Annotated in this window: 22 protein-coding genes; 17 read left to right on the plus strand and 5 right to left on the minus strand. The window is 73.2% G+C overall.

Annotated elements, in window-relative coordinates; translation table 11 throughout:
• Positions 1-19 precede the first annotated feature (19 nt).
• The 3 genes from QWJ13_RS15410 to QWJ13_RS15420 all read left to right on the plus strand — a co-directional run bounded on the left by QWJ13_RS15410 (position 20) and on the right by QWJ13_RS15420 (position 3,533).
• Positions 20-1,222: a DUF8829 domain-containing protein gene (locus QWJ13_RS15410; protein ID WP_316524882.1), complete on the plus strand. Its 1,203-nt coding sequence runs from the start codon at positions 20-22 to the stop codon at positions 1,220-1,222.
• 301 nt (positions 1,223-1,523) lie between these two features.
• On the plus strand, positions 1,524-2,165 hold the full coding sequence (locus tag QWJ13_RS15415) for a hypothetical protein (protein ID WP_316524884.1): 642 nt from the start codon (positions 1,524-1,526) through the stop codon (positions 2,163-2,165).
• 570 nt (positions 2,166-2,735) lie between these two features.
• A complete protein-coding gene (locus QWJ13_RS15420; RefSeq protein ID WP_432277512.1) occupies positions 2,736-3,533 on the plus strand; it encodes an SGNH/GDSL hydrolase family protein in 798 nt (265 codons plus the stop codon).
• Positions 3,534-3,642: 109 nt separating this feature from the next.
• Here QWJ13_RS15420 and QWJ13_RS15425 read toward each other — a convergent pair whose 3' ends face one another.
• The 3 genes from QWJ13_RS15425 to QWJ13_RS15435 all read right to left on the minus strand — a co-directional run bounded on the left by QWJ13_RS15425 (position 3,643) and on the right by QWJ13_RS15435 (position 8,238).
• Complete coding sequence (locus QWJ13_RS15425) at positions 3,643-4,563, minus strand: nitroreductase/quinone reductase family protein (protein WP_316524886.1); 921 nt, start codon at positions 4,561-4,563, stop codon at positions 3,643-3,645.
• A gap of 420 nt (positions 4,564-4,983) precedes the next feature.
• Entirely contained in the window at positions 4,984-6,093 is a 1,110-nt protein-coding gene (locus QWJ13_RS15430; RefSeq protein ID WP_316525209.1) for a polysaccharide deacetylase family protein, read from the minus strand.
• A 318-nt stretch (positions 6,094-6,411) separates the two neighbouring features.
• A complete protein-coding gene (locus QWJ13_RS15435) occupies positions 6,412-8,238 on the minus strand; it encodes an AMP-dependent synthetase/ligase (RefSeq protein ID WP_316524888.1) in 1,827 nt (608 codons plus the stop codon).
• Positions 8,239-8,673: 435 nt separating this feature from the next.
• Between QWJ13_RS15435 and QWJ13_RS15440 the strand changes: the two genes are divergently transcribed.
• The 6 genes from QWJ13_RS15440 (at position 8,674) to QWJ13_RS15465 (ending at position 14,967) form a co-directional block, all read left to right on the plus strand.
• Positions 8,674-11,616, plus strand: coding sequence for a sensor histidine kinase (locus QWJ13_RS15440; RefSeq protein WP_316524891.1), 2,943 nt, complete (start codon positions 8,674-8,676; stop codon positions 11,614-11,616).
• Positions 11,613-12,032, plus strand: coding sequence for a roadblock/LC7 domain-containing protein (locus tag QWJ13_RS15445; protein WP_316524894.1), 420 nt, complete (start codon positions 11,613-11,615; stop codon positions 12,030-12,032). Before QWJ13_RS15440 ends, QWJ13_RS15445 begins: the two co-directional genes overlap by 4 nt.
• Before the next feature lie 167 nt (positions 12,033-12,199).
• On the plus strand, positions 12,200-12,604 hold the full coding sequence (locus QWJ13_RS15450) for a DUF742 domain-containing protein (RefSeq protein WP_432277529.1): 405 nt from the start codon (positions 12,200-12,202) through the stop codon (positions 12,602-12,604).
• A 43-nt stretch (positions 12,605-12,647) separates the two neighbouring features.
• On the plus strand, positions 12,648-13,241 hold the full coding sequence (locus QWJ13_RS15455) for a GTP-binding protein (RefSeq protein WP_316525210.1): 594 nt from the start codon (positions 12,648-12,650) through the stop codon (positions 13,239-13,241).
• Between the two features lie 243 nt (positions 13,242-13,484).
• On the plus strand, positions 13,485-13,655 hold the full coding sequence (locus QWJ13_RS15460; protein WP_316524898.1) for a hypothetical protein: 171 nt from the start codon (positions 13,485-13,487) through the stop codon (positions 13,653-13,655).
• Positions 13,656-14,391: 736 nt separating this feature from the next.
• Positions 14,392-14,967, plus strand: coding sequence for a winged helix-turn-helix domain-containing protein (locus QWJ13_RS15465; RefSeq protein WP_316525211.1), 576 nt, complete (start codon positions 14,392-14,394; stop codon positions 14,965-14,967).
• A gap of 106 nt (positions 14,968-15,073) precedes the next feature.
• Here QWJ13_RS15465 and QWJ13_RS15470 read toward each other — a convergent pair whose 3' ends face one another.
• Positions 15,074-15,856 (minus strand): IclR family transcriptional regulator, encoded by a 783-nt coding sequence (locus tag QWJ13_RS15470; protein WP_316524900.1) that lies wholly within the window; start codon positions 15,854-15,856, stop codon positions 15,074-15,076.
• 480 nt (positions 15,857-16,336) lie between these two features.
• Between QWJ13_RS15470 and QWJ13_RS15475 the strand changes: the two genes are divergently transcribed.
• The 6 genes from QWJ13_RS15475 (at position 16,337) to QWJ13_RS15500 (ending at position 22,157) form a co-directional block, all read left to right on the plus strand.
• Positions 16,337-17,416: an ABC transporter substrate-binding protein gene (locus QWJ13_RS15475; protein WP_316524901.1), complete on the plus strand. Its 1,080-nt coding sequence runs from the start codon at positions 16,337-16,339 to the stop codon at positions 17,414-17,416.
• A gap of 71 nt (positions 17,417-17,487) precedes the next feature.
• Complete coding sequence (locus QWJ13_RS15480; RefSeq protein WP_316524903.1) at positions 17,488-18,516, plus strand: ABC transporter substrate-binding protein; 1,029 nt, start codon at positions 17,488-17,490, stop codon at positions 18,514-18,516.
• 20 nt (positions 18,517-18,536) lie between these two features.
• Complete coding sequence (locus QWJ13_RS15485; RefSeq protein WP_316525212.1) at positions 18,537-19,379, plus strand: ABC transporter permease; 843 nt, start codon at positions 18,537-18,539, stop codon at positions 19,377-19,379.
• Positions 19,376-20,122 (plus strand): ABC transporter ATP-binding protein, encoded by a 747-nt coding sequence (locus QWJ13_RS15490; protein ID WP_316524905.1) that lies wholly within the window; start codon positions 19,376-19,378, stop codon positions 20,120-20,122. The genes QWJ13_RS15485 and QWJ13_RS15490 overlap by 4 nt, the downstream gene beginning before the upstream one ends.
• A 49-nt stretch (positions 20,123-20,171) precedes the next feature.
• On the plus strand, positions 20,172-21,077 hold the full coding sequence (locus QWJ13_RS15495; RefSeq protein ID WP_316524907.1) for an ABC transporter substrate-binding protein: 906 nt from the start codon (positions 20,172-20,174) through the stop codon (positions 21,075-21,077).
• A 3-nt stretch (positions 21,078-21,080) separates the two neighbouring features.
• Positions 21,081-22,157 (plus strand): LLM class flavin-dependent oxidoreductase, encoded by a 1,077-nt coding sequence (locus QWJ13_RS15500; protein ID WP_316524909.1) that lies wholly within the window; start codon positions 21,081-21,083, stop codon positions 22,155-22,157.
• A 168-nt stretch (positions 22,158-22,325) separates the two neighbouring features.
• Here the strand turns inward: QWJ13_RS15500 and QWJ13_RS15505 are convergent, their stop codons facing one another.
• The gene (locus QWJ13_RS15505) at positions 22,326-23,318 is read right to left on the minus strand and encodes an aldo/keto reductase (RefSeq protein ID WP_316524911.1); all 993 of its coding nucleotides are present in this window, start codon (positions 23,316-23,318) and stop codon (positions 22,326-22,328) included.
• Between the two features lie 395 nt (positions 23,319-23,713).
• Between QWJ13_RS15505 and QWJ13_RS15510 the strand changes: the two genes are divergently transcribed.
• Positions 23,714-24,280, plus strand: a complete 567-nt coding sequence (locus tag QWJ13_RS15510; RefSeq protein ID WP_316524913.1) for a TetR/AcrR family transcriptional regulator — start codon at positions 23,714-23,716, stop codon at positions 24,278-24,280.
• A gap of 35 nt (positions 24,281-24,315) precedes the next feature.
• Positions 24,316-24,939, plus strand: a complete 624-nt coding sequence (locus tag QWJ13_RS15515) for a DUF4865 family protein (RefSeq protein ID WP_316524914.1) — start codon at positions 24,316-24,318, stop codon at positions 24,937-24,939.
• Positions 24,940-24,948: the final 9 nt, after the last annotated feature.

A 24,948-nucleotide genomic window follows, 5' to 3' on the forward strand; every position in this document is an offset into this window, starting at 1 on the left:
GAGTGAGAAGGAGGAGCCAATGGCTGCTGTGCGGGAGTCGGCGCGTGAGGCGCTGGGTGCTGTGGCGGGACGGCCGTCGCGGGGGCGTCGGCGGGTGCTGGTGCTGGCCGGGCGGAGGCCGGGCGGCGGTGTCGGCGGGGCGTCGGCCGGCGGGCCCGGCGGGGCGGTGCCGCCCGGGGGTGGGCGACCGCCGGGCGCGCGTGCGGGAGGAGGTCCGCGCGCCGGGCTCGGCGGTCGACTGCGGGGCGCGCCGCCGCCCCAGCCGGTGGCCGTGGCGCTGGCCGCCGATCCCGGGGACTTCGCCGGGCTGGCGCGGTACGGGATGTTCGGCGGGCTCGGGCACCAGGCCTACCTGCGGCAGGCGGAGGAGCAGCTGACGGCCCTGCACCGGCAGGGGCTGGAGGTGCACCTGCGGGTCCTGGAGGCGGGCGACTTCGAGGACTACTGCGAGGCGCTCGGCCTCGATCCCCGGATGCCCGCCGCCCGGGTCGCCTACGCGGGCGATCCGGAGCTGGCCGGGGAGCCGTTCGTCTACGCGGGGGAGCGGCTGGCCGAGCTGCTCCCGGTGCTGCTGGAGGACCACCGGGCGCGGGTGCGGATGTCCGTGGCCTGCGAGGCCCTGTTGGACGCCGTCGGGGAGGACCCGGACGGGCAGTTCCGGGTGGCGGCCGTGATGCGGTACGTGACCTCGGTCTACCTGGCCCTGGCCGAGGGTGCGGGGGAGGGGTGTCACCTGCTGACGCTGCGCTGCCACGGCCCCGAGGACGGGGAGGAGCTCACCTCGGCGGTGGACGTGTGCGTGGTGGAGGGGCAGTCGCAGCCCGCCAGCCGGGACACCGAGGCGTTCTGTGTGACGCTCGCGGCGGGGGTGGCTTCGGGCGGGGACGGGGCGCTGCTGCTGCACGGCGATCCGGCCACCAGCGGGCAGACCGCGTGGTCGGGGCGCGTCGACGGCGCGGCCCAGCCGCCCGGTGCTCCGCCCGGTGCTCCGCCCGGCGCTCCCCCTGGTTCTCCGACTGCCGACGCCCGGCCCCGGCCGGCGGTGCGCGGCTGGGCGCTGACCGGCGGGCGGCTGCGGCCGATGACCGCGCACGAGGTGTTCGACGAGCTGGCCGACGACGTCGCGCGAGGGCTGCCCTTCCCGCCCGGGGTGGATCCTCGGCCCGGGTTCCCGCTGCCCGGGTTCCCCGCCCCCTGGGGAGGGGGTGGGCCGCTGGGCTGATCAGGGCGTTCACCGCCTCCGCGGGCTCCGCGTCCTCCGGCTCCGCGTCCACCATGCGGCGCTGGGGACTGTTCATCGACCGCCTGTTCGGGGAAGATTCGGAGAAGATCAACAGCAGGAGCGTGCGGTGCCCCACGCCGCCGCTCCGGCCGCTCCGTACCGTGCCTTGCAGGTCCTCCCGCGCACCGCCGGTCCGGCGAAGCCCGACAGCGAGAGGGGGACGGATGAGCGAGCGGAGCGCGCTCGGCGCCAGGGGGTGTGCGCGGGCTAGTGCCCCCGCCGAGCGTCGCGGGGCGGGAGCATGAGCCCGATCGAGTACAGCGCGGAGGTCGCCGAACTCCTGGGAAAGGTGCGGCGGCGCCCCACGGCGGGCTGGCCGTGGCGGCCGGGTGAACAGGTGCCGGAGGGGCTGCCGGTCAAGCAGTCCTGGGGGTGGCTGTTCGTGCCGGACGGGCGAGTGCTGACGCTGGTGAACCCCCGGGACGGGATCTGTTCACTGCCCGGCGGCTCGCTGGAGCCGGAGGACGGTGGAGACCCGGCCGCCGCCCTGGCCCGGGAGGCGGCCGAGGAGGCGCAGGCCGTGATCGGCAGGCCGTACTACCTCGGCTACCTGTACGACCGGGTCGGGTCGGCGAACGGCGGGCACGAGTGCGCGCGGGTCCGGATGGCGGCGGCGCTGCGGGCGGTCGGGCCCAGCGCGGCCGATCCGGCCTCGGGTCGGCACTACCGGCGGCTGCTGGTCGCGCCGGGCCTCGCCGTCGAGCTGCTGGGCTGGGGCACACCCGGGCTGCGTCAGGCCCGGGCGGCGGTCGCCACCGCCACCCGCTGGCTCGGTGTGCCCGCGGCCGCGAACGAGGAGATCGAGGAACTGCCGGTCGAGGGCTGCACGGTCTCCGACGGCACCGTGTACCCGGGCGCCGTGCACCCTGGCGCGCGGGGCTGATCGCGCGCGTCGCCCGTCCTCCGTGCTCCCGAGCGGTCTCCCGGCGCGCCATCCGGCTGCCTCGGCGCGTCGCCCTGGCACGCTGCCCTGACGCGCGTGGCCCTGACACGTCGCCATGGTGCTCAGTCCTGACGCACCGCCATGCCGCCCGGGCGTGCCGTCCGAGCGACACATCGACCTCCGCCATGCGGGTCCGATCAGCCACACCAGTGCCTTCCGGCCATGCCGTCGATGCCCCTTTTGGCCCACCTTCTGACGTGCTTTGAGGAGTGTCATCAGCCCCCCCCTGCGTGCGCTGGCATCCGATTCGAATCCGACTCGTCGATGGCCGCGTGGCGACTGCCCGCTTACCTTGCAAGAAATTTCCGCAAGTTGCCGGTCTCTGCGCGCCGCGCTACGCGCGTCACTCCGTACCCCCGCTGACCTGCGCGAAATCACCGAATGTCCACGACAGTTCATCTCCGAGCTATCAGACGTCTCGTCAATATCCTTGGCATGACCGCTTCCCGGTTTGGCTACCGCCTGGTATCACTTCTGTGACCCTCGCCACGCCACCCCACTGGAGATGCGATGTTCCGCCCTGCCCGTGCTCTGTCCATTGCCGCCGTCGCCGCAGGCCTCACCATGACGACGCTCTTCGCCGCCTCGTCCGCGAACGCCGCCGGCGTCAACTACGTGGCCCTCGGGGACTCGTACTCCTCCGGTGTCGGTGCCGGCAGCTACCTGAGCGACAGCGGCGACTGCAAGCGCAGCACCAACGCGTACGCGTACCTGTGGAAGAACGCGCACGCGCCGTCCTCCTTCAAGTTCGTCGCCTGTTCCGGCGCCAAGACCGGCGACATCCTGAACAGCCAGATCTCCGCCCTGGACGCCAGCACCACGCTGGTCAGCATCTCGGTCGGCGGCAACGACGCCGGCTTCGCCGACACCATGCAGACCTGCGTCCTCGGCTCGGACACGGACTGCATCAACGCCGTCAACACGGCCAAGAACTACGCCAACAACACCCTGCCCGGCCAGCTGGACAAGGTGTACTCGGCGATCAAGTCGAAGTCCCCGAACGCCCACGTCGTGGTGATGGGCTACCCGCACATCTACAAGATCGGCGGCAGCTGCATCTTCGGCATCAGCGACACCAAGCGCTCCGCCATCAACGGTGCGGCGGACGCCCTGGACGGCGTTCTCGCCAAGCGGGCCGCCAACGCCGGCTTCGCCTTCGGCGACGTCCGCAGCATCTTCGCCGAGCACGAGATCTGCGGCTCGCTGACCACCTGGCTGAACAGCACCACCATCCCGGTCGGCGAGAGCTACCACCCGAAGGCGGCCGGCCAGTCCGGCGGCTACCTCCCGGTGTTCTCGTCGAAGTAAGGACTGCCGTAGGCGCTGAAAGGCTGCCGTAACGGTCAGCCCCGGCCGCCGACTCGGTCCGTGCCGCCGCCCCTCCCGCGCCGACGGGAGGGGCGGCGGCAACGCCGTTTCAGCGTCCGGTCGGAGCGGGTCCCGCTGGGGCGGGACCGGCCGAGGAAGGTCCGGTCGGCGGGAAGGGGATGCCGGCGAGGACCGGCAGCAGGTGCTCCTCCTCGAAGTCGAGGTGGGCCTCCAGCTCGGCGGACATCCGGTCCAACTCCGCCCGCAGCCGCTCCGGTTCGGTGACCTCGATCCCGGTCAGCAGCGCCACCAGCTCCTCCTTGATCCGCCCGATCTCCCGGTGCTGCTCGTCGAGCCGCGCCAGGACGCCGGCCAGTTCCGGATGGCTGCGCGCGAGCGCGGGGAAGATCGCGGCGTCCTCACCGGTGTGGTGGTGCGAGAGCCCGTCGCAGAACGCCAGGCAGTGCTGCCGCAGTTGGAGCCCGAGCGTGGCCGGCCGCCCGGGGACGTGGTCGTGCGCCTCCGCCCGCACGTGCCGCAGTTGGGCGCGCAGCCAGGTGTGCGCCTCCAGCAGCTTGTCGGCGAGGCTGCGCACCACGGGCGCCGGTCCACCGGAGGGCGGTTCGGGCCGTTCCAGGACGACGACCGGCAACTCCCGCTCGGTCAGCGCCTGGTAGTCGCCGTACCCCGGGGCCTGCCGGACGACGGCGGCGAACAGCCGCTCCCGGCGGGTGCCTTCGGCGGGCACAGCGATGGTGTCGAAGGTGTCGGTGCCGAGCTCGACCCGTGCCACCGGGTGGGCGAGGAGGTTGCGGTACCACTGGGGGTGCTCGGGGGCTCCGGCGGCCGAGGCGACGACCAGCAGCAGCCCCTGTGCCCGGACGTATCCGAGCGGCACGGTGTGCGGCCGCCCGGAGCGTGCCCCGGTGGTGGTCAGCAACAGCAGGTCGCCGCCCTCGAACGGGCCGCCGACCCGTCCGCCGTTGGCGCGGAACTCTTCGATGACGTGCAGATTGAAGGACATGGACATGTGTGGGTGGTGGAGTCTCCAGAGAAAGGGGAGTCGCGGCCATCCGCGGTGCCGGCGCCCGTGCCGGCGCCCGTGTCGGCGCCGTGCCGGCCCCGGTTCCGGCGTCAGGGTGCCGACGCAGGTCCCGGTGGTGCAACTGGTCGCGCGTGTGGCGGTGTTCGTCGCCGGACGCGCCTCGCGCACGCGGGCACCGCGGTGACCGCCGGGCGTCAGATCAGGGAAGCGGAGAGAGTGCTCATCGCGCGTCGTCCCTTCGGAAGGGTGCTCGCTCGGCTGTCGGCCGGCCCACTGCTCTGTGGCCGACGCCGCGCTGCACGGCCCCATGAGAGCAAGGCCGCGGACGCGCTGTCAATGCGCGCGCCCGCCGTCCGGACTCCGCGCCGAACGGCGGGCGCGTCGATTGCCCCCCGACCGTGCCCGTCAGCGCAGGTAGTCGGCGAGGCCGGCCGGCTTGAGCCCGGCGGCGTCGGCGGCGGCCAGGGCGCGCTGGAGGTCGGTGGCAAGGGTGTCGGTCCAGTGCATCAGCACGACGTCGCCCGGCTGGAGCGGGCCCGGGTGCCAGATGTTGCTCGCGCCCCAGCTGAAGTCCGCGTCGGCGGTGAGTACGGTGCGGATGCCGCAGTTGGCGGCGGCCTGCAGGGTGTCGGCGTTCCAGGCGAAGAACGGCGGACGGAAGACCGTCGGCGCGGTGCCGAAGAGGCGGGTCAGGGAGTCGCGGGCGTCGCAGATCTCGACCTGCTGGCGGTCCAGCGGAAGTGTGCTGAGGTCGCTGTGGGAGACGCTGTGGTCCTGTACCGAGGAGCCGGGCGCGGCGGTGACCCGCTTGAAGAAGGCCGGGTCGGTGGCGGCGGGCATCGGCAGCGGGAAGGTGGTGATCGGCAGCCGGTGGTCGGCGATGAACTTCTCCGCCTCGGGGGTGCGCTGCCAGCCGTCGTCCACGGTGAAGAAGACGACCTTGTCGGCGGTGGGGACGGAACCGGCCGGCACCGCCGGTGCGGGCGCGGGGCCGTCCACCCGGACGTCATCCACGGAGAACGGGCCCTGCTCGTACCAGCCGTGCACGTACAGCCGGATGCTGCGCGCGTTCGGGCCGGTGGTGAACCGGGTGGTGAGCTGCTGCCAGCCGCCTCCGGTGGACTCCGTCCAAGCGGGGGCGACGTCCTTGCCGGTGCCGGTGGCGCCCAGGTAGACGAAGTCGCCGCGCACCCACGCGGAGGCCGTGTACGTGGTGTCGGGTCGGACGGTGACGGTCTGAGCGCACTCGCCGGTGGAGTCGGCGTTCGCCGGGGTGACGGTGAGCGCGGAGCCGCCGGTGTGCGGGGCGGTGGTGGTGACGGCCGCTTCGGCCGGGCCGCCGGTGCAGTCCCAGCCGGGGACGCTGCCCCAGTCGGCGAGGTCGGGGGAGGTCAGCTCGAAGCCGGGGTTGGTGGCGAGGTTGACGGTCGGGGGCGCGTCGGCGGAGGCCGCAGGTACGGCGAATCCGGTGAGCAGCGCGACCGAGGCGGCCAGCGCGGACAGGCGCGTGGACATGGACACGTGAGGACTCCAGCGGGTGGGGGCACGCCCGTGGGGAGGGCGTGAGCGGAATCGGGCTGTGGAACGCTGAGCCGTGGAACTCTGAGCCGTGGAACTCCGAGCCGTGGAACTCCGAGCCGTGCGGATCTGGGCAGTGCGGATCCGGACGGTGCGGATCCGACCCGTGCGGATCCGAGCCGTGCGACCCTGGATCCGCCACGATGGACTAGACCAATCGGGTCGTCAAGGGAACGGCGGATGAACCCGAAGCCACCACGCCTGTGAAGCAAGGGACAAGACGGAACGTCAGGGACCGTCCCGGACAAACCCGTTTCAGGAGAGGTACAGCTCCTCGATGTCCGTCGCGTAGTGCTCCGTGATCGCCGCCCGGCGCAACTTCAGCGAGGGCGTCAGCATCCCCTGCTCCTGGCTGAACTGCCGTGGCAGCAGCCGGAAGGCGCGGATGGACTCGGCTCGCGACACCGCCGTGTTCGCCGCCGCCACCGCGCGCTGGATCTCCACGTGCAGCTCCTCGTCCGCGAGCACCGCCCACGGATCCGACTGGGCCCGCCCGCGGGTCTTCAACCAGTGGGCGAGCGCCGCCGGTTCGAGAGTGATCAGTGCGGCCACGTACGGCCGGTCGTCGCCCACCACCAGGCACTGGGAGACCATCGGGTGCGCCTCGACCCTCTCCTCCAGGACCGCCGGGGCCAGGTTCTTGCCGCTGCTGGTGACGATCAGGTCCTTCTTGCGGCCGGTGATGCTGAGGTAGCCGTCCTCGTCCAGCCGACCCAGGTCGCCGGTAGCGAACCAGCCGTCGACCAGCGACTCGGCGGTGCAGCGCGGATGGTTGAGGTAGCCGCCGAAGACCGAGCGGCCGCGCACCCACACCTCGCCGTCCTCGGCGATCGCCACCGAGGCCCCCGGTACCGGCTGCCCGACCGTGCCGAGCTTCTGCCGTCCGACCGGGTTGCCGGTGATCGCCGCGGTGGTCTCCGTCAACCCGTAGCCCTCGTACAGCTGGAGGCCCGCGCCGGTGAAGAACAGGCCAAGCTCGCGCCGCAGCGTGGAGCCGCCGCACATCACGCTGCGCACCCGGCCGCCGAGCACCGCCCTCAGCTTCGGGTAGACGGTCCGCTCGTACGCGAGGTGGCGCAGCCGCAGCGCGGCGCCCGGGCCGGGCCCGCGGCCGAAGGCCTTCTGCTCCCGGGCGGCGGCCCAGTCGACGGCCACCTGTCGGGCCTGCTCGAAGAGCTCGCCTCGACCGGCGTCCTCGGCGGCCCGCCGGGCCTGCTGGAAGATCTTCTCGAAGACGTACGGGACGGCGTGCAGGAAGCTCGGGCGGAAGGTCTCCAGGGCGGGCAGCAGGGCGTCGGTGGAGACTTCGGGGACGTGTCCGATCCGGAAGCCGCCGCGGAACGCCGCGATCTGCACCGCCCGCCCGTAGACGTGCGCGAGCGGCAGGAACAGCAGGGTGGACGGCGGGCCGCCGGCGGCGTCGCGCAGGACCTCGCCCCAGCCGGCGAGCAGGGCGTCGGCCTCGGCGGCCAGGTTCCCGTGGGTGATCAGGCAGCCCTTGGGGCGGCCGGTGGTGCCCGAGGTGTAGACGACCGTGGCGATGTTCTCGGCGACGACGCCCAGGCGCTGGCGGTGCACCAGGGAGTCGGGCACACCGCGGCCGTCCTCGGTGATCGCGGCAAGGCAGTCGCGGTCCAGCTGCCAGATACCGGTGAGGTCGGGCAGCGCGTCGCAGACCGCGCCGACCGTCATCGCGGCGTCCTCGTCCTCGACCAGGCAGGCCACCGCCTGGGTCTCGGCGAGGATCCAGCGCACCTGCTCGGCGGCGGACGTGGGGTAGACCGGGACGGTGATCGCTCCGATCGACCAGAGTGCGTAGTCGAACAGCGTCCACTCGTAGCGGGTGCGGGACATCAGGGCGACCCGGTCGCCGTAGCGCACGCCGCGGGTGAGCAGGCCCTTGGCGAGGGCGAGCACCTGGTCGCGGAACTCCCGGGCGGTGACGTCCCGCCACTGCCCGTCCTCGCTCCGCCAGGACAGCTGGACCAGGTCGGGGACGCGCTCGGCGGTGTCGTACAGGGAGTCGGCGAGTCCTCCGGCGGCCTCGGGCGCGGCCGGGGCGGGGGTGGTGAACTCGCGCACGGGTCTCCCCAGTTCGGCGCCGGTGGTACGAGGTGGGCCGAAACTACCGGATCGCCCTGCCACTGCCCAGGGTTGTGCCGGCGACACGACGAGATCGGCACGGGCCGCCACCGGTGGTGTCGCGGCCGGGGAGGCGTGGGGGACGCGCCGGGGAGAAATCGCGGAGGGCGTGGAAATGCCGGACCAATCGCCTATCCGGGACATCGGGGGCGATGCGGGCACGAAGCGGAGGCGGGGCCGACCGGTTCCCGGCGCGGGTGCGGCGGGCGTCGCGAGCGGACTGGTGGGCCCCTCGAACGAGTGGTCAGGGCGTAGTAGAGTCTCGCAGACCTGCGGCCGGGAGACCCCCTCCGACCTCCTACCTCGCCCCGATACCGCTCCGTCACAGGCCCCGCCGCTCCCGTCCGCGCCCGGCACCTCCCGAACGAGGACTCCATGCGTCTGCGCAGCAGCTCGATCCGCGCGAAGATCATCGCGCTGCTCCTGGTGCCCATCGTCGCGCTCACCGCCCTGTGGGCGTACGCGACGATCGCCACCACCGGGGACGTCTGGAACCAGCTCGGGATCAGCCGTACGTACAAGGAGTTCGCCGGGCCGGTCGACCAGTACACCGGCGACCTCCAGAGCGAGCGCCGCGCCGCCGTCCAACGGCTGGCCGATCCGCGCTCGCCGGCCGTCCGGGAGAACTACGAGCGGGCCAAGGCCGCCACCGACCGCAGCCTGGACGCGCTGCGGCAGAAGAAGGACGCCTCCGGCGGCAAGCTCTCCGCCCCCCAGCGCGGCCGCTTCGTGCAGATCATCGCCGCCGCAGACCAGATCGGACCGCTGCGCGCCCAGGTCGGCCGCTCCGCGCTCAACTGGGAGTTCGCTCTCGAACAGTACAGCGACCTGGTCAAGCCGGTGTTCGGATTCCGGTCCGCCTACGTCGCCCGGCAGAGCGGCCAACTCCCGCGCCAGGGAACGATCCTGATCGAGCTCGTGCGCGCCCGGGAGTACCTGGCGCAGGAGGACGCGGCGATGGAGGGCCTGCGCACCGGCGCCGTCAAGCCCACCGCGGAGCAGTACCAGGTCGCGCTGGACGCCCTGCACAACCAGCAGGCGCTGTTCACCGTCTACATCGCCGAGCTCGAACCCGCCGACCAGTCCGACTACATCGCGCTGCGCGGCGGCGAGGCCTGGGGCGCGCTGGCCCGGGCCGAGGCGGACTTCGTCGGCGCCGGCGGCCCCGACCGGGTGGTCCAGGCGCTCAACGGCGACTCCTGGCGGGAGACCGCCGACCGGGCGCTGGGCGACCTCTCCTCGATCAACAGCCGGATCTCCGCCGGGCTGGACGAGCGCGCGCGCTCCACCTCGATGGGGCTGCTGTGGCGCGGCGGCATCGCCGGTGCGGTCGGCCTGGTCGCGGTGGTGCTGTCGATCATGATCTCGTTCCGGATCGGCCGGGGCCTGGCCCGCGAGCTGATCGGCCTGCGCAACGCGGCCGACGAGCTGGCCGGCACCCGGCTGCCGTCCGTCATGCTGCGGCTGCGCCGTGGTGAGCCGGTGGACGTGGCCACCGAGGCGCCCGAGCTGCACTTCGGCGACGCCGAGATCGGCCAGGTCGGCCAGGCCTTCAACGCCGTGCAGCGGGCCGCCGTCGAGGCCGCCGTCGAACAGGCCGAACTGCGGCGCGGTGTCTCCGCGGTGTTCGTCAACCTGGCCCGGCGCAGCCAGGTGCTGCTGCACCGCCAGCTCACCCTGCTCGACACCATGGAGCGCCGCACCGAGGACCCGGCGGAGCTGGAGGACCTCTTCAAGGTCGACCACCTCACCACCCGCATGCGCCGCCACGCGGAGGGTCTGATCATCCTGGCCGGCGGCTCGCCCGGACGCGCCTGGCGCAAGCCGGTCCGGATGGTGGACGTGGTCCGGGCGGCGGTCGGCGAGGTCGAGGACTACGCCCGGGTGATCGTCCGGCCGTTCCCCGGCACCGGCCTGCTCGGCAGCGCCGTCGCGGACGTCACCCACCTGGTCGCCGAACTCGTCGAGAACGCCGCGGTGTTCTCCCCGCCGAGCACCCAAGTCGCCGTCCAGGGTGAGGTGGTGGCGCACGGCTTCGCGCTGGAGATCGACGACCGGGGCCTCGGACTGAGTGAGCAGCTGCTCGCCGAGATCAACGAACGCCTCGCCGTGGAGCAGGAGTTCGACCTCGCCGACACGGACCGGCTGGGCCTGTTCGTGGTCAGCCGACTGGCCCGGCGGCACGGCATCCGAGTGCACCTGCGGCCGTCCCCGTACGGCGGGACGACCGCGGTGGTGCTGATCCCGCGCGAACTGCTGGCCGAGGCGCCGGACACCCTGCCGGAGCCGGGCGCGGCCGCGCCTCGGACGGCTTCGGGTGGACGGCGGGGGCAGCGGGACCTGGTGGCGGTGCCCGGGTCGGGGGGCGCTTCCGGCTCGGCGTCGGCGACCGGCGCCGGTGCCGCTGCCGGGGCGGAGGCCGGAGGCCGGCACCGGGGGACGACGGGTGGTCCGCGGCCCTCCACGCCGGAGACGGGGCGTACGGCGGGCGGACTGCCGCGCCGGGCCTCGCGGCTGAAAGGCGGGCCGGTCCTGGTCCCCGCGCCGACGGCGGACACCGGGGAGTCGCCGGGGACAGGGCGGCACCGGCGGGAGGACGTCGTGGTGGCTGCCGCCGAGGCGGCCGTCGCCGAGGCGGCCGTCGCCGCGGCCGAGGCCGGCCGGGTGGCGGATGCCGGTCCGGACACCAGTCCGGACACCGGTCCGGTGGCCGATGCCGGTTCGGTGGCCGACGCCGGGAGCGCCGCGCCCCGGACGGCGGGCGGTCTGCCCCGGCGGGTCCGGCAGGCGAACCTGGCGCCGCAGCTCAGGGACCAGCTCACGGAACAGCTGAAAGAACGATTCCGCGCCGAGGGCGGAGCCGGGGGAGAAGCGGCCGGCGATCTCCGCGACGGTCAGGACGCCCGCGAGGGCGGGGATACCCGGGATACCCGGGGTGCCCGGGAGGTCCGGGAGGTCCGCGAGCGCTCTCCCGAGGAGGCCAGGGCCACCTTCGCCTCGTTCCAGCGCGGCTTCACCCGGGGGCGCGGCACTCCGTTGACGGATCGTCCCGGCAGGCCGGACGATCGTGCCGGGCGTGGGAACGGGCGGCCCACCGCCGTCCCGGCCTGGCAGCCGCCGGACCTTTCCCGCAAGGCGATCGGCCCGGCGCCCGCCCCGGCGGCGCTGCCCGCGCCCCGGGACACCGGCCGGGCGCCGCTCGCCCGTCGACTGCGGCCGCCCGTACCGGAACCACCGGCCGTAACCGAACCACCGGCCGTACCAGCACCACCTGTTGTACCCGCACCACCCGCTCCAGCGGAAGGAACTGATTCATGACCACGTCGATGCAGTCGTCCGGAGACCTCAACTGGCTCCTGGACGACCTGGTGGGGCGCGTCGCGGCCCTGCGGCACGCGGTGATCCTCTCCAGTGACGGCCTGGCCACCGGTGCCTCCCGCGACCTCGACCGCGAGGACGCCGAGCACCTGGCCGCCGTCGCCGCCGGGTTCCACAGCCTGGCGAAGGGCGCCGGCGGGCACTTCAAGGTCGGCGGCGTCCGGCAGACCATGGTGGAGCTGGACGAGGCCTTCCTGTTCATCACGGCCGCCGGCGACGGCAGCTGCCTGGCCGTGCTGAGCGAGGCCGAGGCGGACATCGGCCAGATCGCCTACGAGATGGCGCTCCTGGTCAAGCGGGTCGGGGAGCACATGGCCGCCGAGCCGCGCACCGAAACCGCCCCGCCGGTGAGATGAGCGGTCCGATGGCGGATCCGAACACGGATGTGCCGGACGGCCCGGAGACGTCGGACGGTCCCCAGGTGCCGGTGGGCACGGCGGGGCCGTCCGGGACCGGCGGCTCGCAGGGCCCGGAGGCTTCGGCCAAGGACGGGCCGGCGGCCCCGGACGGGCTCGACACCGACCTGTTCCGGCCGCGCACCCCGGTCGACGACCGCTGGTTCGACGACGAGGCCGGACCGGTGGTGCGGCTCTACTCGATGACCCGCGGCCGCACCCGGCCGGTCGAGGAGGGGCTGTTCGACCTGATCTCGCTGGTCACCGCCGTCGAGCCCGGGCCGGTCGCGGGGGCCGTGCCCGCGCACGTCCTCGACCCGGAGCACCAGACGCTGCTCACCCTGTGCCGCCGGGAGCCGCTCTCCGTCGCCGAACTCGGCTCCTACACCGACCTGCCGGTCAGCGTGGTGCGGGTGCTGCTCGGTGATCTCCACGACGCCGACCTGATCAGCGTCACCCGACCCGTTCCGCTCGCCGAGCTGCCGGACGAGCGCCTGCTGCGAGACGTGATCAATGGACTCCGTGCGCTCTGACCCCCACGCCCACCCCCGCCCCGACGGTGCCGCGGCCGACGCGGTGCACTCCGGCGACCCCCGCTGGCGCGGCGGTCCGGCCGTCGCGGTGAAGATCCTCGTCGCGGGCGGCTTCGGCGCGGGCAAGACCACCCTGGTCGGCTCGGTCAGCGAGATCCGGCCGCTGCGCACCGAGGAGGAGCTCAGCGAACTGGGCCGCCCGGTGGACGACACCTCGGGGGTGGAGGCCAAGCGCACCACCACCGTCGCGATGGACTTCGGCCGGATCGACCTGCGGCCGGGCCTCGCGCTCTACCTGTTCGGCACTCCCGGACAGGACCGGTTCTGGTTCGTCTGGGACGAGTTGGCACGGGGCGCGCTCGGCGCTCTGGTGCTCGCGGACACCCGGCGGCTGGCCGACTGCTTCCCGTCGGTCGACTTCTTCGAGCAGCGCGGCATCCCGTTCGTGGTCGCGGTGAACTGCTTCGACGGCACCGAGCGGTTCGCGCCGGAAGAGGTCCGCGACGCGCTCGACCTCGCCCCGGACATCCCGGTGCTGCTGTGCGACGCGCGGCTGCGGCAGGACGGCAAGGACCTGCTCGTCGCACTGGTCGAGCACGCCGCCGCCCGTCGGCACCGCGCACCGGTCGGCGCCTGAGGGCGACTCGGCGGTAGGACCGCCGACCTGCCCGTTCCTTCCGTCGTCTCATCTTGCCGTCCGTATCCCGGACAATCGCTGCGCGGAAGGTTGCCTAGACCGGCCCGGCCGTGGAAGGCTCTGTGGACGAGGGCCGCCCGGCCATGCCGTCGGGAGCGCCGGAAACGCCCCGTTCGCACGGGTGTTGCCGAGCGGCGGAACGGCCTTCGACGAACCGGCGAGGCGAAGGGGGAGGGCAGCAGGATGACCGTCGGACGACGACGCATCAGCACCTCCGTCCCCGGCTCGCCGATGAACGGTGCCTCCAGGTCCTTCGTGTCCTTCGAGCCCTTCATGTCCGGTGCCGCAGGTCCGGCGCTCACCGTCCGCCGCTACATCGACCACGCGCTGGTCTGTAGCGCGTGTTGTCGCTGACCGGCCTGTCCTTCCCGGTACGTCCCCCGGCGCTCCCGGCCCACCCGGCCGCCCGTCGCCCGACGCACCGCCGAAACCCGTCGACCAGGCCGTAGCGGACCGCCCGTCCGGCGTGCCCGCGGCCGACCAACCGGACCCGCCCAGCGGAGAGACCACCAGTGAACATCGTCTGCCTCAACACCGCCCCCGGCATCGTCGGTTGTGCCCGGACGACCGGGACGGCCACCGCGATGCCCGCGGGTGGACGGACCGGACGGTGGAACCGGTGCGGGAGTCAAGCCGTGGACAGCCGGCCGGGGCGCCTCGACCTCGAACCGTTCTGGACGTCCCGGCAGCCGCACCTGTTCGATCAGACGTGTCCGGGCTCGCCTCGCGCGTCCCGGCACTCCGCCCGCTGACCCGGTTCGGTACGGTCCAGCCCCGGCAGTACGCCCGGTCGACGCGCAGACGACTCCACCCCGTCCGTCACGCGCGAAATGAGCGGCACACCATGTCTTCTTCTTCCACGGCCACCCTGCCCCTGCCCACTGCGACCCCGCACCTGCGCGCGGTCCGCTCCGTTCCGCCGGTCTCGTCCGTCCCCACCGCGGCGCCGGTCGGTCCCGGTGTGGCGGCCCGTACGCCTCATGTCCGTGCTCCTCATGTCGGTTCGGCCCACGGGGGCCCGGCGCAGGCCGGTCCGGCCCGTCCGGCCCGTCCGGCGTCCCCCGTCCCGCCGCCGGGCGCGGCCGTCCCGCTGGTGCCCCAGGCGCTGCTCGCCGCACTGCCGGAGGGTGCGGCCGTCGTCGCCGCCCTGCCGCAGGGCGCGCTGCCGCAGGGGCTGCTCGCCCAGTACGGCACGCAGTTCGGCGGTGTGAACGGCGGTCCGCTGGTCGGCTACCTGGTGCTGGTGCCGACCGACAGCCCGGCGGCGCCGATCGCCGGGGCCGGTGGCGTCGGGGCTCCGCCCTCGGGGGCGGCGCTGTCGACCGCCGGGCCCGGTGTCCAGGCCGTGGCGGGCGTCCGTCCGGTCCGCCCGGTCGGGCGCGGCATCGCCGTCGACACCGAGCGGCGCAACGCCTACGTCGACGGGCGGCTGCTCGACCTCACCTACCTGGAGTTCGAGCTGCTGGCCCACCTGACCGAGCACCCCCAGCGGGTGCACACCCGGGACCACCTGGTCTCCGCGGTCTGGGGCTACGGCCACGTCGGGGACGGGCGGACGGTCGACGTGCACGTCGCCAGGCTGCGCCGCAAGCTCGGACCGGCCTACCGGGACACCATCGTGACGGTCCGCCGGGTCGGCTACAAGTACACCCCGGCGACGGTCTGACGGCCGGACGCCGGTTGTCGGTCCGCAGCGGCGGACCGCCCGCCCCTGACCCGGGTGGGCGGCCGCCGCCGCGTCCTGTCGGGATCGTTCAGGGCCGCCGGGCCCGTCAGGGGCGTTGATCCGGCGGCAGCAGGAGGACGGCGAGGGCGTCCGCACAGGTGCGGGCGTGGCCGAGGAACCAGTCCAGCCGGTCGTCCGTGAGGTGCGCCGGCGTCGAGCGGACCGCCAGGGCGAACCGCGCCTGCCCGGAGCCGTCCAGCACGGGTACCGCCACCGTTCGCACGCCGGTGGCGGACTCGCCGTCGTTGAGCGCGAACCCGGACTCCCGGACTTCGGCCAACTCCGCTTCCAGAAGCGCCGGTTCGGTGATCGTACGGTCGGTGAACGAGGAGAGCGGGCCGAGCGCCGGCAGCGCCGTCTCGCCCGGGCGGGGCCAGGCCAGCAAGACCTTGCCCAGTGCTGTGGAGTGCAGTGGGCGGCGCAGGCCGAGCCCGGTGTCCGGGCGGACCGAGCCGCCGACCAGGATCACCGCGTGCATCCCGCTGCGGATGGCCAGGTCGGCCGTCGCCTTGGTGCGCCGGGACAGCAGCTCCAGCTCGGGCCCGGCGAGGTGCAGACCGCGCTGGTGGAAGGTGAGTTGGCCGAGTTCGGCGACGGCCGGACCGAGCCGGTAGCGGGCGGTCTGCTCGTCCTGCTCCAGGAACCCGGCGCTGACCAGCGTACGGGCCAGCCGGTGCGCGGTGGAGACCGACAGCCCCATCCGGCGGGCCAGGTCCGAGGCGCTCAGGTCGGGGCCGTTGTCGTGGAAGCAGTGCAGCAGTCCCAGTGCGCGCTGGACGGCCTGCGCACCGGCCGGCGGACTCTGGACGGCGGTGGCGGCCTCGGCCATGGCACCTCGCGTTTCGGTTCGGGACTCCGGACGGACGGCCGGAGGCGGTCTCAGCGTAGGGCAGCCGGTGCTGCGGAATTGTGTCGACGACGTTGCAATGGCATGGCGTTCATGAACAACTGATCCCACTATGTGGCAAAGTCTTGCTCCGACTCGCCTGACGTGGAACGCTTCTCGCACCGCGCCGGACGGCCACTCGGCCGAGGCGGTGCCTGCCCCGACGCTGTGGAAGGAGAACACCGTGATGTCCCGCCGGTGTCTTCCCTCCCGCGTGTGTCGTCGCTGACCAGATCCTCCCGCGTCACCTTTCGCTGTCTGCATCGTCGCGTACAACTTCCTTGCACGCCAGGCTTCATGAGCCATCGTGTGGCAATCGCGTGGCACTCGACCCCGAGCTTCTCAAGTTTCTCGGGATTCCCGAGCCTCCGATCCCCAAGCTCCTCCGGCCGTGGCCGGATCCCCCGTGAAGGACCAACTCCGTTGTCCAGTCCCATCCAAGGCAATTCCGCGCTCTTCGACACCCTCTGGTTCACCCGCTGCCCGGTGCCCACCGCGACCGGCATCGCCGCCGACCAGGGTTGGCTCGACCGGGAGTTCGCCGCCGACGGCATCGCCGTCCGCTCGCTCCAGGACGTTCCGCCCGAGGTGGCCGCGGACCACCACTACACCCATGCGCTGACCGGTCTCTTCCGGGAGGGCGGTAACGTCCCCGCGCTGTGGGCCCGTTCGCGCGGCGAGGCGACCAGGCTGATCGGCCTCACCTGGATCGAGGAGCGCCAGGTGGTCCTGGTCCGGGCCGGCAGCGGCATCACCGAGCCCGGCCAGCTGCGCGGACTGCGGCTGGCGATCCCGCATCATGACATCGGCATCGACTTCTGGCGGGCCATGGCCCTGGCCGGCTTCCGCGGGGCCCTCGGGCTCGCGGGCCTCACCCTGGCGGACGCCGAACCGGTGGACGTCCCCGGCCTCCGGGGCGGCGGGCAGTGGTCCGCCGAGCTCGCCGCGCTGCGGGACGGCAGGGTGGACGCGGTGTACGTGAAGGGGGCGCTCGCCGTCGAGGCGGCCCGCCGGATCGGCGCGGAGGTGGCCGTGGAACTGGACGCGGCGCCGGACCGCCGGGCCCGGGTGAACAACGGCACGCCCCGGCCGATCACCGTCCACCAGCGGCTGCTGGACGAGCGGCCCGATCTGGTCGCCCGCTTCCTCGCCGTGCTGCTGGAGGCGGCCGACTGGGCGGTGGAGCACCCGGCCGAGGTGGTCCGGATCCTGCAGGCCGAGACTGGTGCCGGGGCCGAGGGCGTCGCCGGGGCCTATGCGCAGGGCAGCCACCGCACCCTGCACCTGGATCTTTCGGCGGAGCGGCTGGAGCTGCTGGGCGTGCAGGAACGATTCCTCATGGGGCGGGGCTTCCTCGCCGCGCCGGTGGACGTCCAGGCGTGGGCCGACCCGGTGCCGCTGCGCGCGGCGCGCGAACTGCTGAGGGTGCGGCGGGCGGATGGCGGAGGTGGTGCGGGTGGCGGGGGCGAATCCGGGGATCTTCGGAGGACAGCTTTCAGCTAACAGATTTCAGATAACAGATTTCGAAAGTTGTCAGCTGTCGGCTGTCAGTTGTCACTCACTTGGAGACCCCCGTGAAGACCCCCCGCCCCGCCCTCGCCGCCGCCGCGCTGCTCGCCTCCACCGCCCTGGCCGCCTGCGGCTCGCCCTCCGACGGGGCCGAGACCGCCGCCGCGGGCGGGGCCGGTGGCAAGGCGGACGTGGTGCTCCGCCTGCCCGACCCCGGCAACAACGGTTTCCTCGCCCGCGGCAAGAAAGACGGTTCGCTGGAGCGCGCCCTGGCCGCCGTCCACGCCAAGGCCGCCTGGACCGGCAGCGCCGGACCCTTCGCCCCCGCGGCCCAGGCCCTCTCCGCAGACCAACTGGACGTCGCCCAGGGCTCGATCACCTCGGCCGTCGCCGCGCTCGCCCAGAAGCCAGGCTTCAAGCTGTTCGCCCAGACCGCGCCCGACGGCGTCGGCGAGGGGATCCTGGTGAAGAACGACTCGCCCATCAAGTCCGTCCAGGACCTCGTCGGCCGGAAGGTCGCCGTCTCCCAGGGCGGCACCAGCGAGTACCTGCTGCTCAAGGCGCTGGCGAAGAACGGCGTGCCGGCCGACAAGGTCGAGCGGGTCTACCTGCGCGCCGACCAGACCTCCGGCGTCTTCAACTCCGGCCAGGTGGACGCCTGGGCGACCTGGAACACCTTCTCGACGCCCGCCATCGCCAACGCCGGCGCGCACTTCCTGGTCAACGGCCAGGAGGTGGGCTCCGACAACTACGCCGTCTGGGCCGTGCGCAACGGCTTCGCCGACAAGCACCCCGAGGTGGTCAAGGCCTTCTACGCCTACCTGCGCGAGAACGGCCAGAAGGAGAAGGAAGACCCGGCAGGCTACCTCAACGTCTTCACCGACGCCGGCCCGACCGCCGTCACCCCCGCCGAGAAGGACGTCGCGGTGAACGTCACCCGGCAGGGCGCACCGGCCGACGCCATCTCCGACGCCGACACCGCCCGCTTCGGGACGGTCGCCCGGTTCTTCGCCGACCAGAAGGTGACCAAGCAGCTGGTGGACGTCAAGCCCTACCTGATCGACATCAACAAGCTCGGGGACGGCGCCAAGTGACCACCACCACAGGGGAGTTCATGCCCGAGGACACCAGGGCGGCGATGGAAGCCGGCCTGGTCGCCCCGCAGAGCCGGCGGCACCGGCCCCGCCCCCGCGCGCTCGCCGCGACCCTGCGCACCATCGGCCCGCTCGCCCTGCTCGGCGGCTGGGCGCTGGCCTCCGCCACCGGCGCGCTCACCGAGGACGTTCTCGCTTCTCCCGCCCAGGTCGCCCAGGCCGTGGGGGAGTTGTGGGGAAACGGCCAGCTGACCGACGCCCTGTCCGTCTCCCTCACCCGCGCCGGACTCGGCCTGTTCTTCGGCGCCACCACCGGACTGGTGCTCGGTGTCGTCACCGGATTCACCCGCCTCGGCGAGGAGTTGCTCGACTCCGCGATCCAGGTCCTGCGCACCGTCCCGTTTCTGGCCCTGGTGCCGCTGTTCATGGTGTGGTTCGGCATCACCGAGACCGCGAAGGTCGCCCTGATCGGGGTCGCCACCAGCTTCCCGATGTACGTGTCCGCCTCGGGCGGGGTCCGCAGCACCGACCGCAAACTGGTCGAGGCGATGCGCAGCTTCGGTCTCGGCCGCTGGGCGATCGTGCGCACGGTCGTGCTGCCCGGGGCACTGCCCTCGCTGCTGTCCGGACTGCGCCTGTCGATGACGCTCAGCGTGATCGCCCTGATCGCCGCCGAGGAAATCAACTCCACCGAAGGAATCGGCTACTTGATGGCCCAGGCGCAGAACTACTCGCGCACCGACGTCCTCGCCGTCTGCATCCTGATCTACGGGCTGCTCGGTCTCGCCGCCGACGGCATCGTCCGAGTCCTGGAGCGCGTGCTGATGCCGTGGCGCCAGACCGTCCAGGGAGCGGCCCGATGACCGCCGGCACGCCCACCGCCACGCGCACCCCCTCGGCGTCCGGAGAGGCGACCCCGGCCGTCCATCTGCGCGGCCTGCGGCGGGTGTTCGGCAGCAGGGCCGTGCTCGACGGCGTGGACCTCTCCATCGCCCGCGGCGAGTTCGTCGCCCTGCTGGGCGCCAGCGGCACCGGCAAGACCACACTGCTGCGCATCCTTGGGGCGCTCGACCAGGCGGACGAGGGCACCGTGCTCGTCCCGCCGGTCCGTACCGTGGTGTTCCAGGAGCCCCGGTTGGTGCCGTCCAAGCGGGTGCTGGCCAATGTCACGGTCGGCCTGCCGCGCGGCGCCGCGCGTCGGGAGACCGGACTGAAGGCGCTCGCCGAGGTCGGCCTGGAGCGGCACGCCGAGGCCTGGCCGGCCACCCTCTCGGGCGGTGAGGCGCAGCGCGTCGCGCTCGCCAGGGCACTCGTCCGGGAGCCGCAACTCCTGCTGCTCGACGAACCGTTCGCCGCCCTGGACGCGCTCACCCGGCTGCGCATGCAGGATCTGGTCGGCGACCTGGTGCGCCGCCACCGCCCCGCGGTGCTGTTGGTCACCCACGATGTGGACGAGGCCGTGCGGCTCGCCGACCGGGTGGTGGTGCTGCGCGACGGGCTGCTCGCCCGGGACGAAGCCGTGACCATCGAGCACCCGCGCGACCCCGCCGACCCGGCCTTCGCCGAGCTGCGGCGCCGACTGCTCGCCGACCTCGGCGTCCACTGACCTTCCACCACGCACGACAAACCGAGTCACCACTACCGGAGTTGACCAAATGACCGTCACCCTCGGCGTCCACGCCAGCAACCCCTCGCTCTACTACCTCGCCCGACTCCCCTATCTGGACGAGGAGCTGGCCCCGCTCGGTGAGACCGGCGCCTTCCACCACTACGCCGACGGCACCCGCACCGGCACGCTGCTCGCCGAGGGCGTCATCGACTTCGGCGGCACCGGCTCCACCCCGCCGATCACCGCCCAGGCGGCCGGCCACGACCTGGTCTACGCGGCGGTCTCCGCACCCCGACCGGACCACGGCGCCCTGCTGGTCCTGGACTCCGGCCCGGTGCGGACGGTCGCGGACCTCAAGGGCGCCACCGTCGTCCTCGCCGTCGGCTCCTGGCAGACCCACCTACTCGCCAAGGCCCTGCACGCGCAAGGGCTTTCGTACGGCGACGACGTCACCCCGGCGCGTCCGGCGGCCGGCCAGGACCAGGCCCAGCGGCTGCGCGACGGCGAGGTCGCCGGCTGGATCGCCCAGGGCGCCGAACTCGCCGCCGCCCGCCGCGGCGGGGAGTTCCGCGAGCTGATCCGCACCGGTGAGGTGATCACCGACCGCTCGGTGTTCTTCGCCCGCCGGGACTTCGCGACCGAGCGCCCCGAGGTGGTCGCCGCGATCGCCACCGCGCTGCGCCGGGCGGACGCCTGGGTGGTCGCCCACCAGGCCGAGGCCGCCGCGATCGCCGCCGAGGAGCTGGGCGGCGCGGCGGACGACTGGCGGTCCGCGCTGGCCGTACTGCCCTGGCAACTGGAGCCCGCCACTGCCGGGTTCATCGCCGAGCAGCAGGAGGCCGCGGACATCTTCCGCGAAGTGGGCTTCGTCGACCGGACGCTGAACATCACCGACGCCCACCTCCCGGCCCTGGAAGCCCCGGTGGCCGCCGCGCTCGCGAAGGCGGTCTGACCGATGGCCTCCGAAGTCCTCTGGTACCTCATCCCGCGCGAGGGCCACTACCCCTGGGAACCGGCCGGACGCCGACCGGTCGACCTCCGTTACCTCCAGCAACTCGCGGGCAGTGTCGATCGGTTGGGGTACACCGGTGCGCTGCTTGCGACCGACCTGTACGACGTCTGGACGCTCGGCAGCGCGCTGGCGGCGGCCACCACCCCGGCCTTCAAGCCGCTGCTGGCCGTCCACCCCGGGCTGGTCTCGCCCACCCTGCTGGCCAAGATGGCACTCAGCTTCGACCACCTGCACGGCGGCCGGTTGCGCTTCAACGTGGTGAACGGTTCGACCGCGCAGCTGCGGGAGTACGGCCTGGATGTCGAGCACGACGACCGCTACCGGCTCAGCGCCGAGTACTGGTCGATCGTCAAGCGACTGACTGCCGGTGAAGTCTTCGACCATGAGGGCGAGTTCTACGCACTGAAGAACGCGGGCGCGAGCCTGCGCGAACTCGCGCCCGTCCAACCCGGAGGCATCCCGCTCTGGTTCGGCGGCAGTTCGGCGGCCGGCATCGAGATGGCGGCCCGGCACGTGGACGTCTACCTGACCTGGGGCGAGCCGCCGCACCTGCTCAGGGAGAAGCTGGACCTGGTCCGCGAGCGCGCCGCCGCCCACGGCCGGACCCTGCGGCTGGGGCTGCGGCTGCACCTGATCGTCCGCGACACCGAGGACGAGGCGTGGGCGGCCGCCGACCGGCTGCTGGACGTCACCAGCGAGGCCACCTACGCGCGGCAGCTGGGCCAGACGAAGGGGGAGGACGGGGTCGGCTGGCAGCGGCAGTTCCGCCAGCACGGCGGCAAGGTGCCGGCGCGGGCCCGGGAGCTGGAGGCCTATCCCAACCTCTGGCCGGGGATGAGCCTGTTCCGTCCCGGGCCGGGGACCGCGGTGGTCGGCTCGACGGCCCAGGTGATCGAACGCTTGCAGGAGTTCGAGGCGCTGGGCGTCGACACCTTCATCCTCTCGGGCAATCCGCTGCTGGAGGAGGCCCACCGGGTTGCAGAAACGGTTCTGCCCGCCCTGGGCATCAAGCGGCCCTGACCGGCCGAAGGTCCGGCCGAAGGTCAGGCCGAGGGGTCGGATGATGGATGACGGACGGCGGGTGACAGAAACCAGAGAACAGCTGACAGATGACAGATGACAGATGACAGATTTCGAAATCTGTCAGCTGTCATCTGTTATCCGTCAGCCCCTCAGAGCCTCAGACCCTCAGCAGCTCAGCCGGTCGATCTCCGCCAGCTCCCGCGCCGTCAGCGGCCCGCCCGCCAGCGCGTCCAGGTTCTGGTCCAGCTGGGCCACACTGCTCGCGCCGATGATCACCGAGACCACCCGCGGGTCCCGCAGCACCCAGCACAGCGCCAGCTGGGCCAGCGTCTGCCCGCGCCCCTCGGCGACCTTCCGCAGCGCCCGCAGCTGCTCCAACTTCGCCTCGGTCAGTGCCTCCTCGGTGAGGAACTTCCCGACCGACATCCGCGAGCCGGCCGGCACATCCCCGGACAGGTAGCGATCGGTCAGCAGTCCCTGGGCCAGCGGCGAGTAGGCGATCAGGCTGGTCCGGGTGTCGCCCACCGCGTCCAGCACGCCGGTGTCCTCCACGTGCCGGTCGAGGATCGAGTACGCCGACTGGTTCATCAGCACCGGCGTCCCCAGCTCGCGCAGGATCGCCACCGCCTTCCGGTGCTGCTCCGCCGGGTAGTTGGAGATCGAGGCGTACAGCGCCTTGCCCGAGCGCACCGCGCTGTCCAGCGCCCCCATCGTCTCCTCGATCGGAGTGTCCGGGTCGTACCGGTGCGAGTAGAAGACGTCGACGTAGTCCAGCCCCATCCGGTCCAGTGACTGGTCGAGGCTGGCCAGCAGGTACTTGCGGCTGCCGCCGTTGCCGTAGGGGCCGGGCCACATGTCCCAGCCGGCCTTGGTGGCGATGAACAGCTCGTCCCGGTACGGCCGGAAGTCCTGGGCGAACAGGTAGCCGAAGTTGCGCTCGGCGCTGCCGTACGGCGGGCCGTAGTTGTTCGCCAGGTCGAAGTGGGTGACGCCCCGGTCGAAGGCCCGGCGCAGCACGGCCCGCTGGACCTCCAGCGGCTGGGCATCGCCGAAGTTGTGCCAGAGCCCGAGCGAGACGGCGGGCAGCTGGACTCCGCTGCGGCCTGCCTTCCGATAGGTCATCGAGTCGTAGCGGTCACCCGCGGCGAGGTAGTTCATGTTGGACATCCTGCCAGCCGGCCGCGGTGCATCCGCCCCTGCCCTGCTTCTTGCCCTGCTCCTGCCCTGCCCTTGAGGCCTTCCCCTGCCCCCTGCCCCCCTGCCCCCTGCCCCCTGGCGCCCAGGGCGTTCCGTGGTCGCCCGGAGGTCCCCCATGGGAGCCCTCCGCGGCCGCCCGCCCGCGCAGTGCGCCGTGCACCCCCTACGCGGCGTGACGCCGACCACCGTCCGTGACGTGACGCGCGCCACCGAGCGCGCCGGAATGCCGTTCGGCGGCACGGGGGATGACGAACGGTCGAGGGGCCGTGGCCGCCGGGGGGCGGCGCACGGCCCTCAATGGTTCCGATCGGCTTAGCGCTGGCCCTCTGTACCTACTGGTATGTACAGTGATCCGCATGAGCACCCAGGACCGCCTCATCGAGAGCACCCAGGCCCTCCTCTGGGAGCGCGGCTACGTCGGCACCAGCCCGAAGGCCATTCAGCAGCGCTCCGGGGTGGGCCAGGGCAGCATGTACCACCACTTCACCGGCAAGCCCGACCTCGCCGCCGCCGCCCTGCGCCGCAGCGCCGAACAGATGCGGGGCGTGGCCGAGGCCGACCTCGCCGCCCCCGGCACCGCCTACGACCGGATCGCCGCCTACCTGCGGCGCGACCGTGACGTCCTGCGCGGCTGCCGGATCGGGCGGATGGCCCAGGACCCGGACGTGGTCGCCGACCCGCACCTGCGCGCGCCGGTCGAGGAGACCTTCGACTGGCTGCGCGGCCGGATCGCCGAACTGATCACCGAGGGACAGCGGGACGGCCAGTTCGTCCCCGGTCTCCATCCGGCCGACACCGCCGCCGCCGTGGTGGCCGTCGTCCAGGGCGGCTACGTCCTGGCCCGCGCCGCGGACAGCGCCGAGCCGTTCCACCAGGCCGTCCGCGGTGCCCTCGGCCTGCTCGCGGCACACCGCACGGTCTGACCCGCACTGCCCCGCCGCACCCGAGGAGCCCCGCCGTGCACGCCATGCAGTACGAGATCACCCTCCCCGCCGACTACGACATGGGCATCGTCCGCAAGCGCGTCGCCGACAAGGGACACCTGCTCGACGCGTACCCGGGGCTCGGCCTCAAGGCCTACCTGGTCCGCGAGCGTGGCCGAGAGGGCTCGCCCGTCAACCAGTACGCGCCGTTCTACCTCTGGCGCACCACGGAGGGCATGAACAGCTTCCTCTGGGGCCCGGGATTCCGCGCCCTGAGCGCCGACTTCGGCCGCCCCGCCGTCCACCACTGGCTCGGCGCGGGCCTGGCCCACGGCGCCCGGGCGGCAGGTGCGGAGGCGGCAGTCACGGAGGCGGCAGGTGTGGAGGCGACCGAACCCCCGACCACCGCCACTCGCGAAACCGTACGGCTGCCGGAATCCGCCGACCCTGCCGAGGCCGTCGAGCAGGCGCTGGCCGAACTGCCCGCCCACCCCACCCTGCACACCGCCGCCGTGGCCGTGGACCCGAGCCGCTGGGAACTGCTCCGCCTCGCTCTCTGGCACGGCCCGGCCCCCGAGGAGGCGCCCGGTGTCCGGTACCGGGTGCTGCACCTCTCCCGCCCCGAACTCGACCGGCTGCCGGCCGGCCGCCACTGGTGAAAGGCCCGA

Origin of the sequence: Kitasatospora brasiliensis, assembly GCF_032654805.1 — a bacterium.
In the GTDB taxonomy this organism is placed as follows: domain Bacteria; phylum Actinomycetota; class Actinomycetes; order Streptomycetales; family Streptomycetaceae; genus Kitasatospora; species Kitasatospora brasiliensis.

What these genes read in the sequence shown, in the direction of transcription:
- QWJ13_RS15410 (WP_316524882.1), top strand. Translation starts at nt 20, where the DNA reads ATGGCTGCTGTGCGGGAGTCGGCGCGTGAGGCGCTGGGTGCTGTGGCG.
- QWJ13_RS15415 (WP_316524884.1), top strand. Translation starts at nt 1,524, where the DNA reads ATGAGCCCGATCGAGTACAGCGCGGAGGTCGCCGAACTCCTGGGAAAG.
- QWJ13_RS15420 (WP_432277512.1), top strand. Translation starts at nt 2,736, where the DNA reads ATGTTCCGCCCTGCCCGTGCTCTGTCCATTGCCGCCGTCGCCGCAGGC.
- QWJ13_RS15425 (WP_316524886.1), bottom strand. Translation starts at nt 4,563, where the DNA reads ATGTCCATGTCCTTCAATCTGCACGTCATCGAAGAGTTCCGCGCCAAC.
- QWJ13_RS15430 (WP_316525209.1), bottom strand. Translation starts at nt 6,093, where the DNA reads ATGTCCACGCGCCTGTCCGCGCTGGCCGCCTCGGTCGCGCTGCTCACC.
- QWJ13_RS15440 (WP_316524891.1), top strand. Translation starts at nt 8,674, where the DNA reads ATGCGTCTGCGCAGCAGCTCGATCCGCGCGAAGATCATCGCGCTGCTC.
- QWJ13_RS15445 (WP_316524894.1), top strand. Translation starts at nt 11,613, where the DNA reads ATGACCACGTCGATGCAGTCGTCCGGAGACCTCAACTGGCTCCTGGAC.
- QWJ13_RS15460 (WP_316524898.1), top strand. Translation starts at nt 13,485, where the DNA reads ATGACCGTCGGACGACGACGCATCAGCACCTCCGTCCCCGGCTCGCCG.
- QWJ13_RS15470 (WP_316524900.1), bottom strand. Translation starts at nt 15,856, where the DNA reads ATGGCCGAGGCCGCCACCGCCGTCCAGAGTCCGCCGGCCGGTGCGCAG.
- QWJ13_RS15485 (WP_316525212.1), top strand. Translation starts at nt 18,537, where the DNA reads ATGCCCGAGGACACCAGGGCGGCGATGGAAGCCGGCCTGGTCGCCCCG.
- QWJ13_RS15490 (WP_316524905.1), top strand. Translation starts at nt 19,376, where the DNA reads ATGACCGCCGGCACGCCCACCGCCACGCGCACCCCCTCGGCGTCCGGA.
- QWJ13_RS15495 (WP_316524907.1), top strand. Translation starts at nt 20,172, where the DNA reads ATGACCGTCACCCTCGGCGTCCACGCCAGCAACCCCTCGCTCTACTAC.
- QWJ13_RS15500 (WP_316524909.1), top strand. Translation starts at nt 21,081, where the DNA reads ATGGCCTCCGAAGTCCTCTGGTACCTCATCCCGCGCGAGGGCCACTAC.
- QWJ13_RS15505 (WP_316524911.1), bottom strand. Translation starts at nt 23,318, where the DNA reads ATGAACTACCTCGCCGCGGGTGACCGCTACGACTCGATGACCTATCGG.
- QWJ13_RS15510 (WP_316524913.1), top strand. Translation starts at nt 23,714, where the DNA reads ATGAGCACCCAGGACCGCCTCATCGAGAGCACCCAGGCCCTCCTCTGG.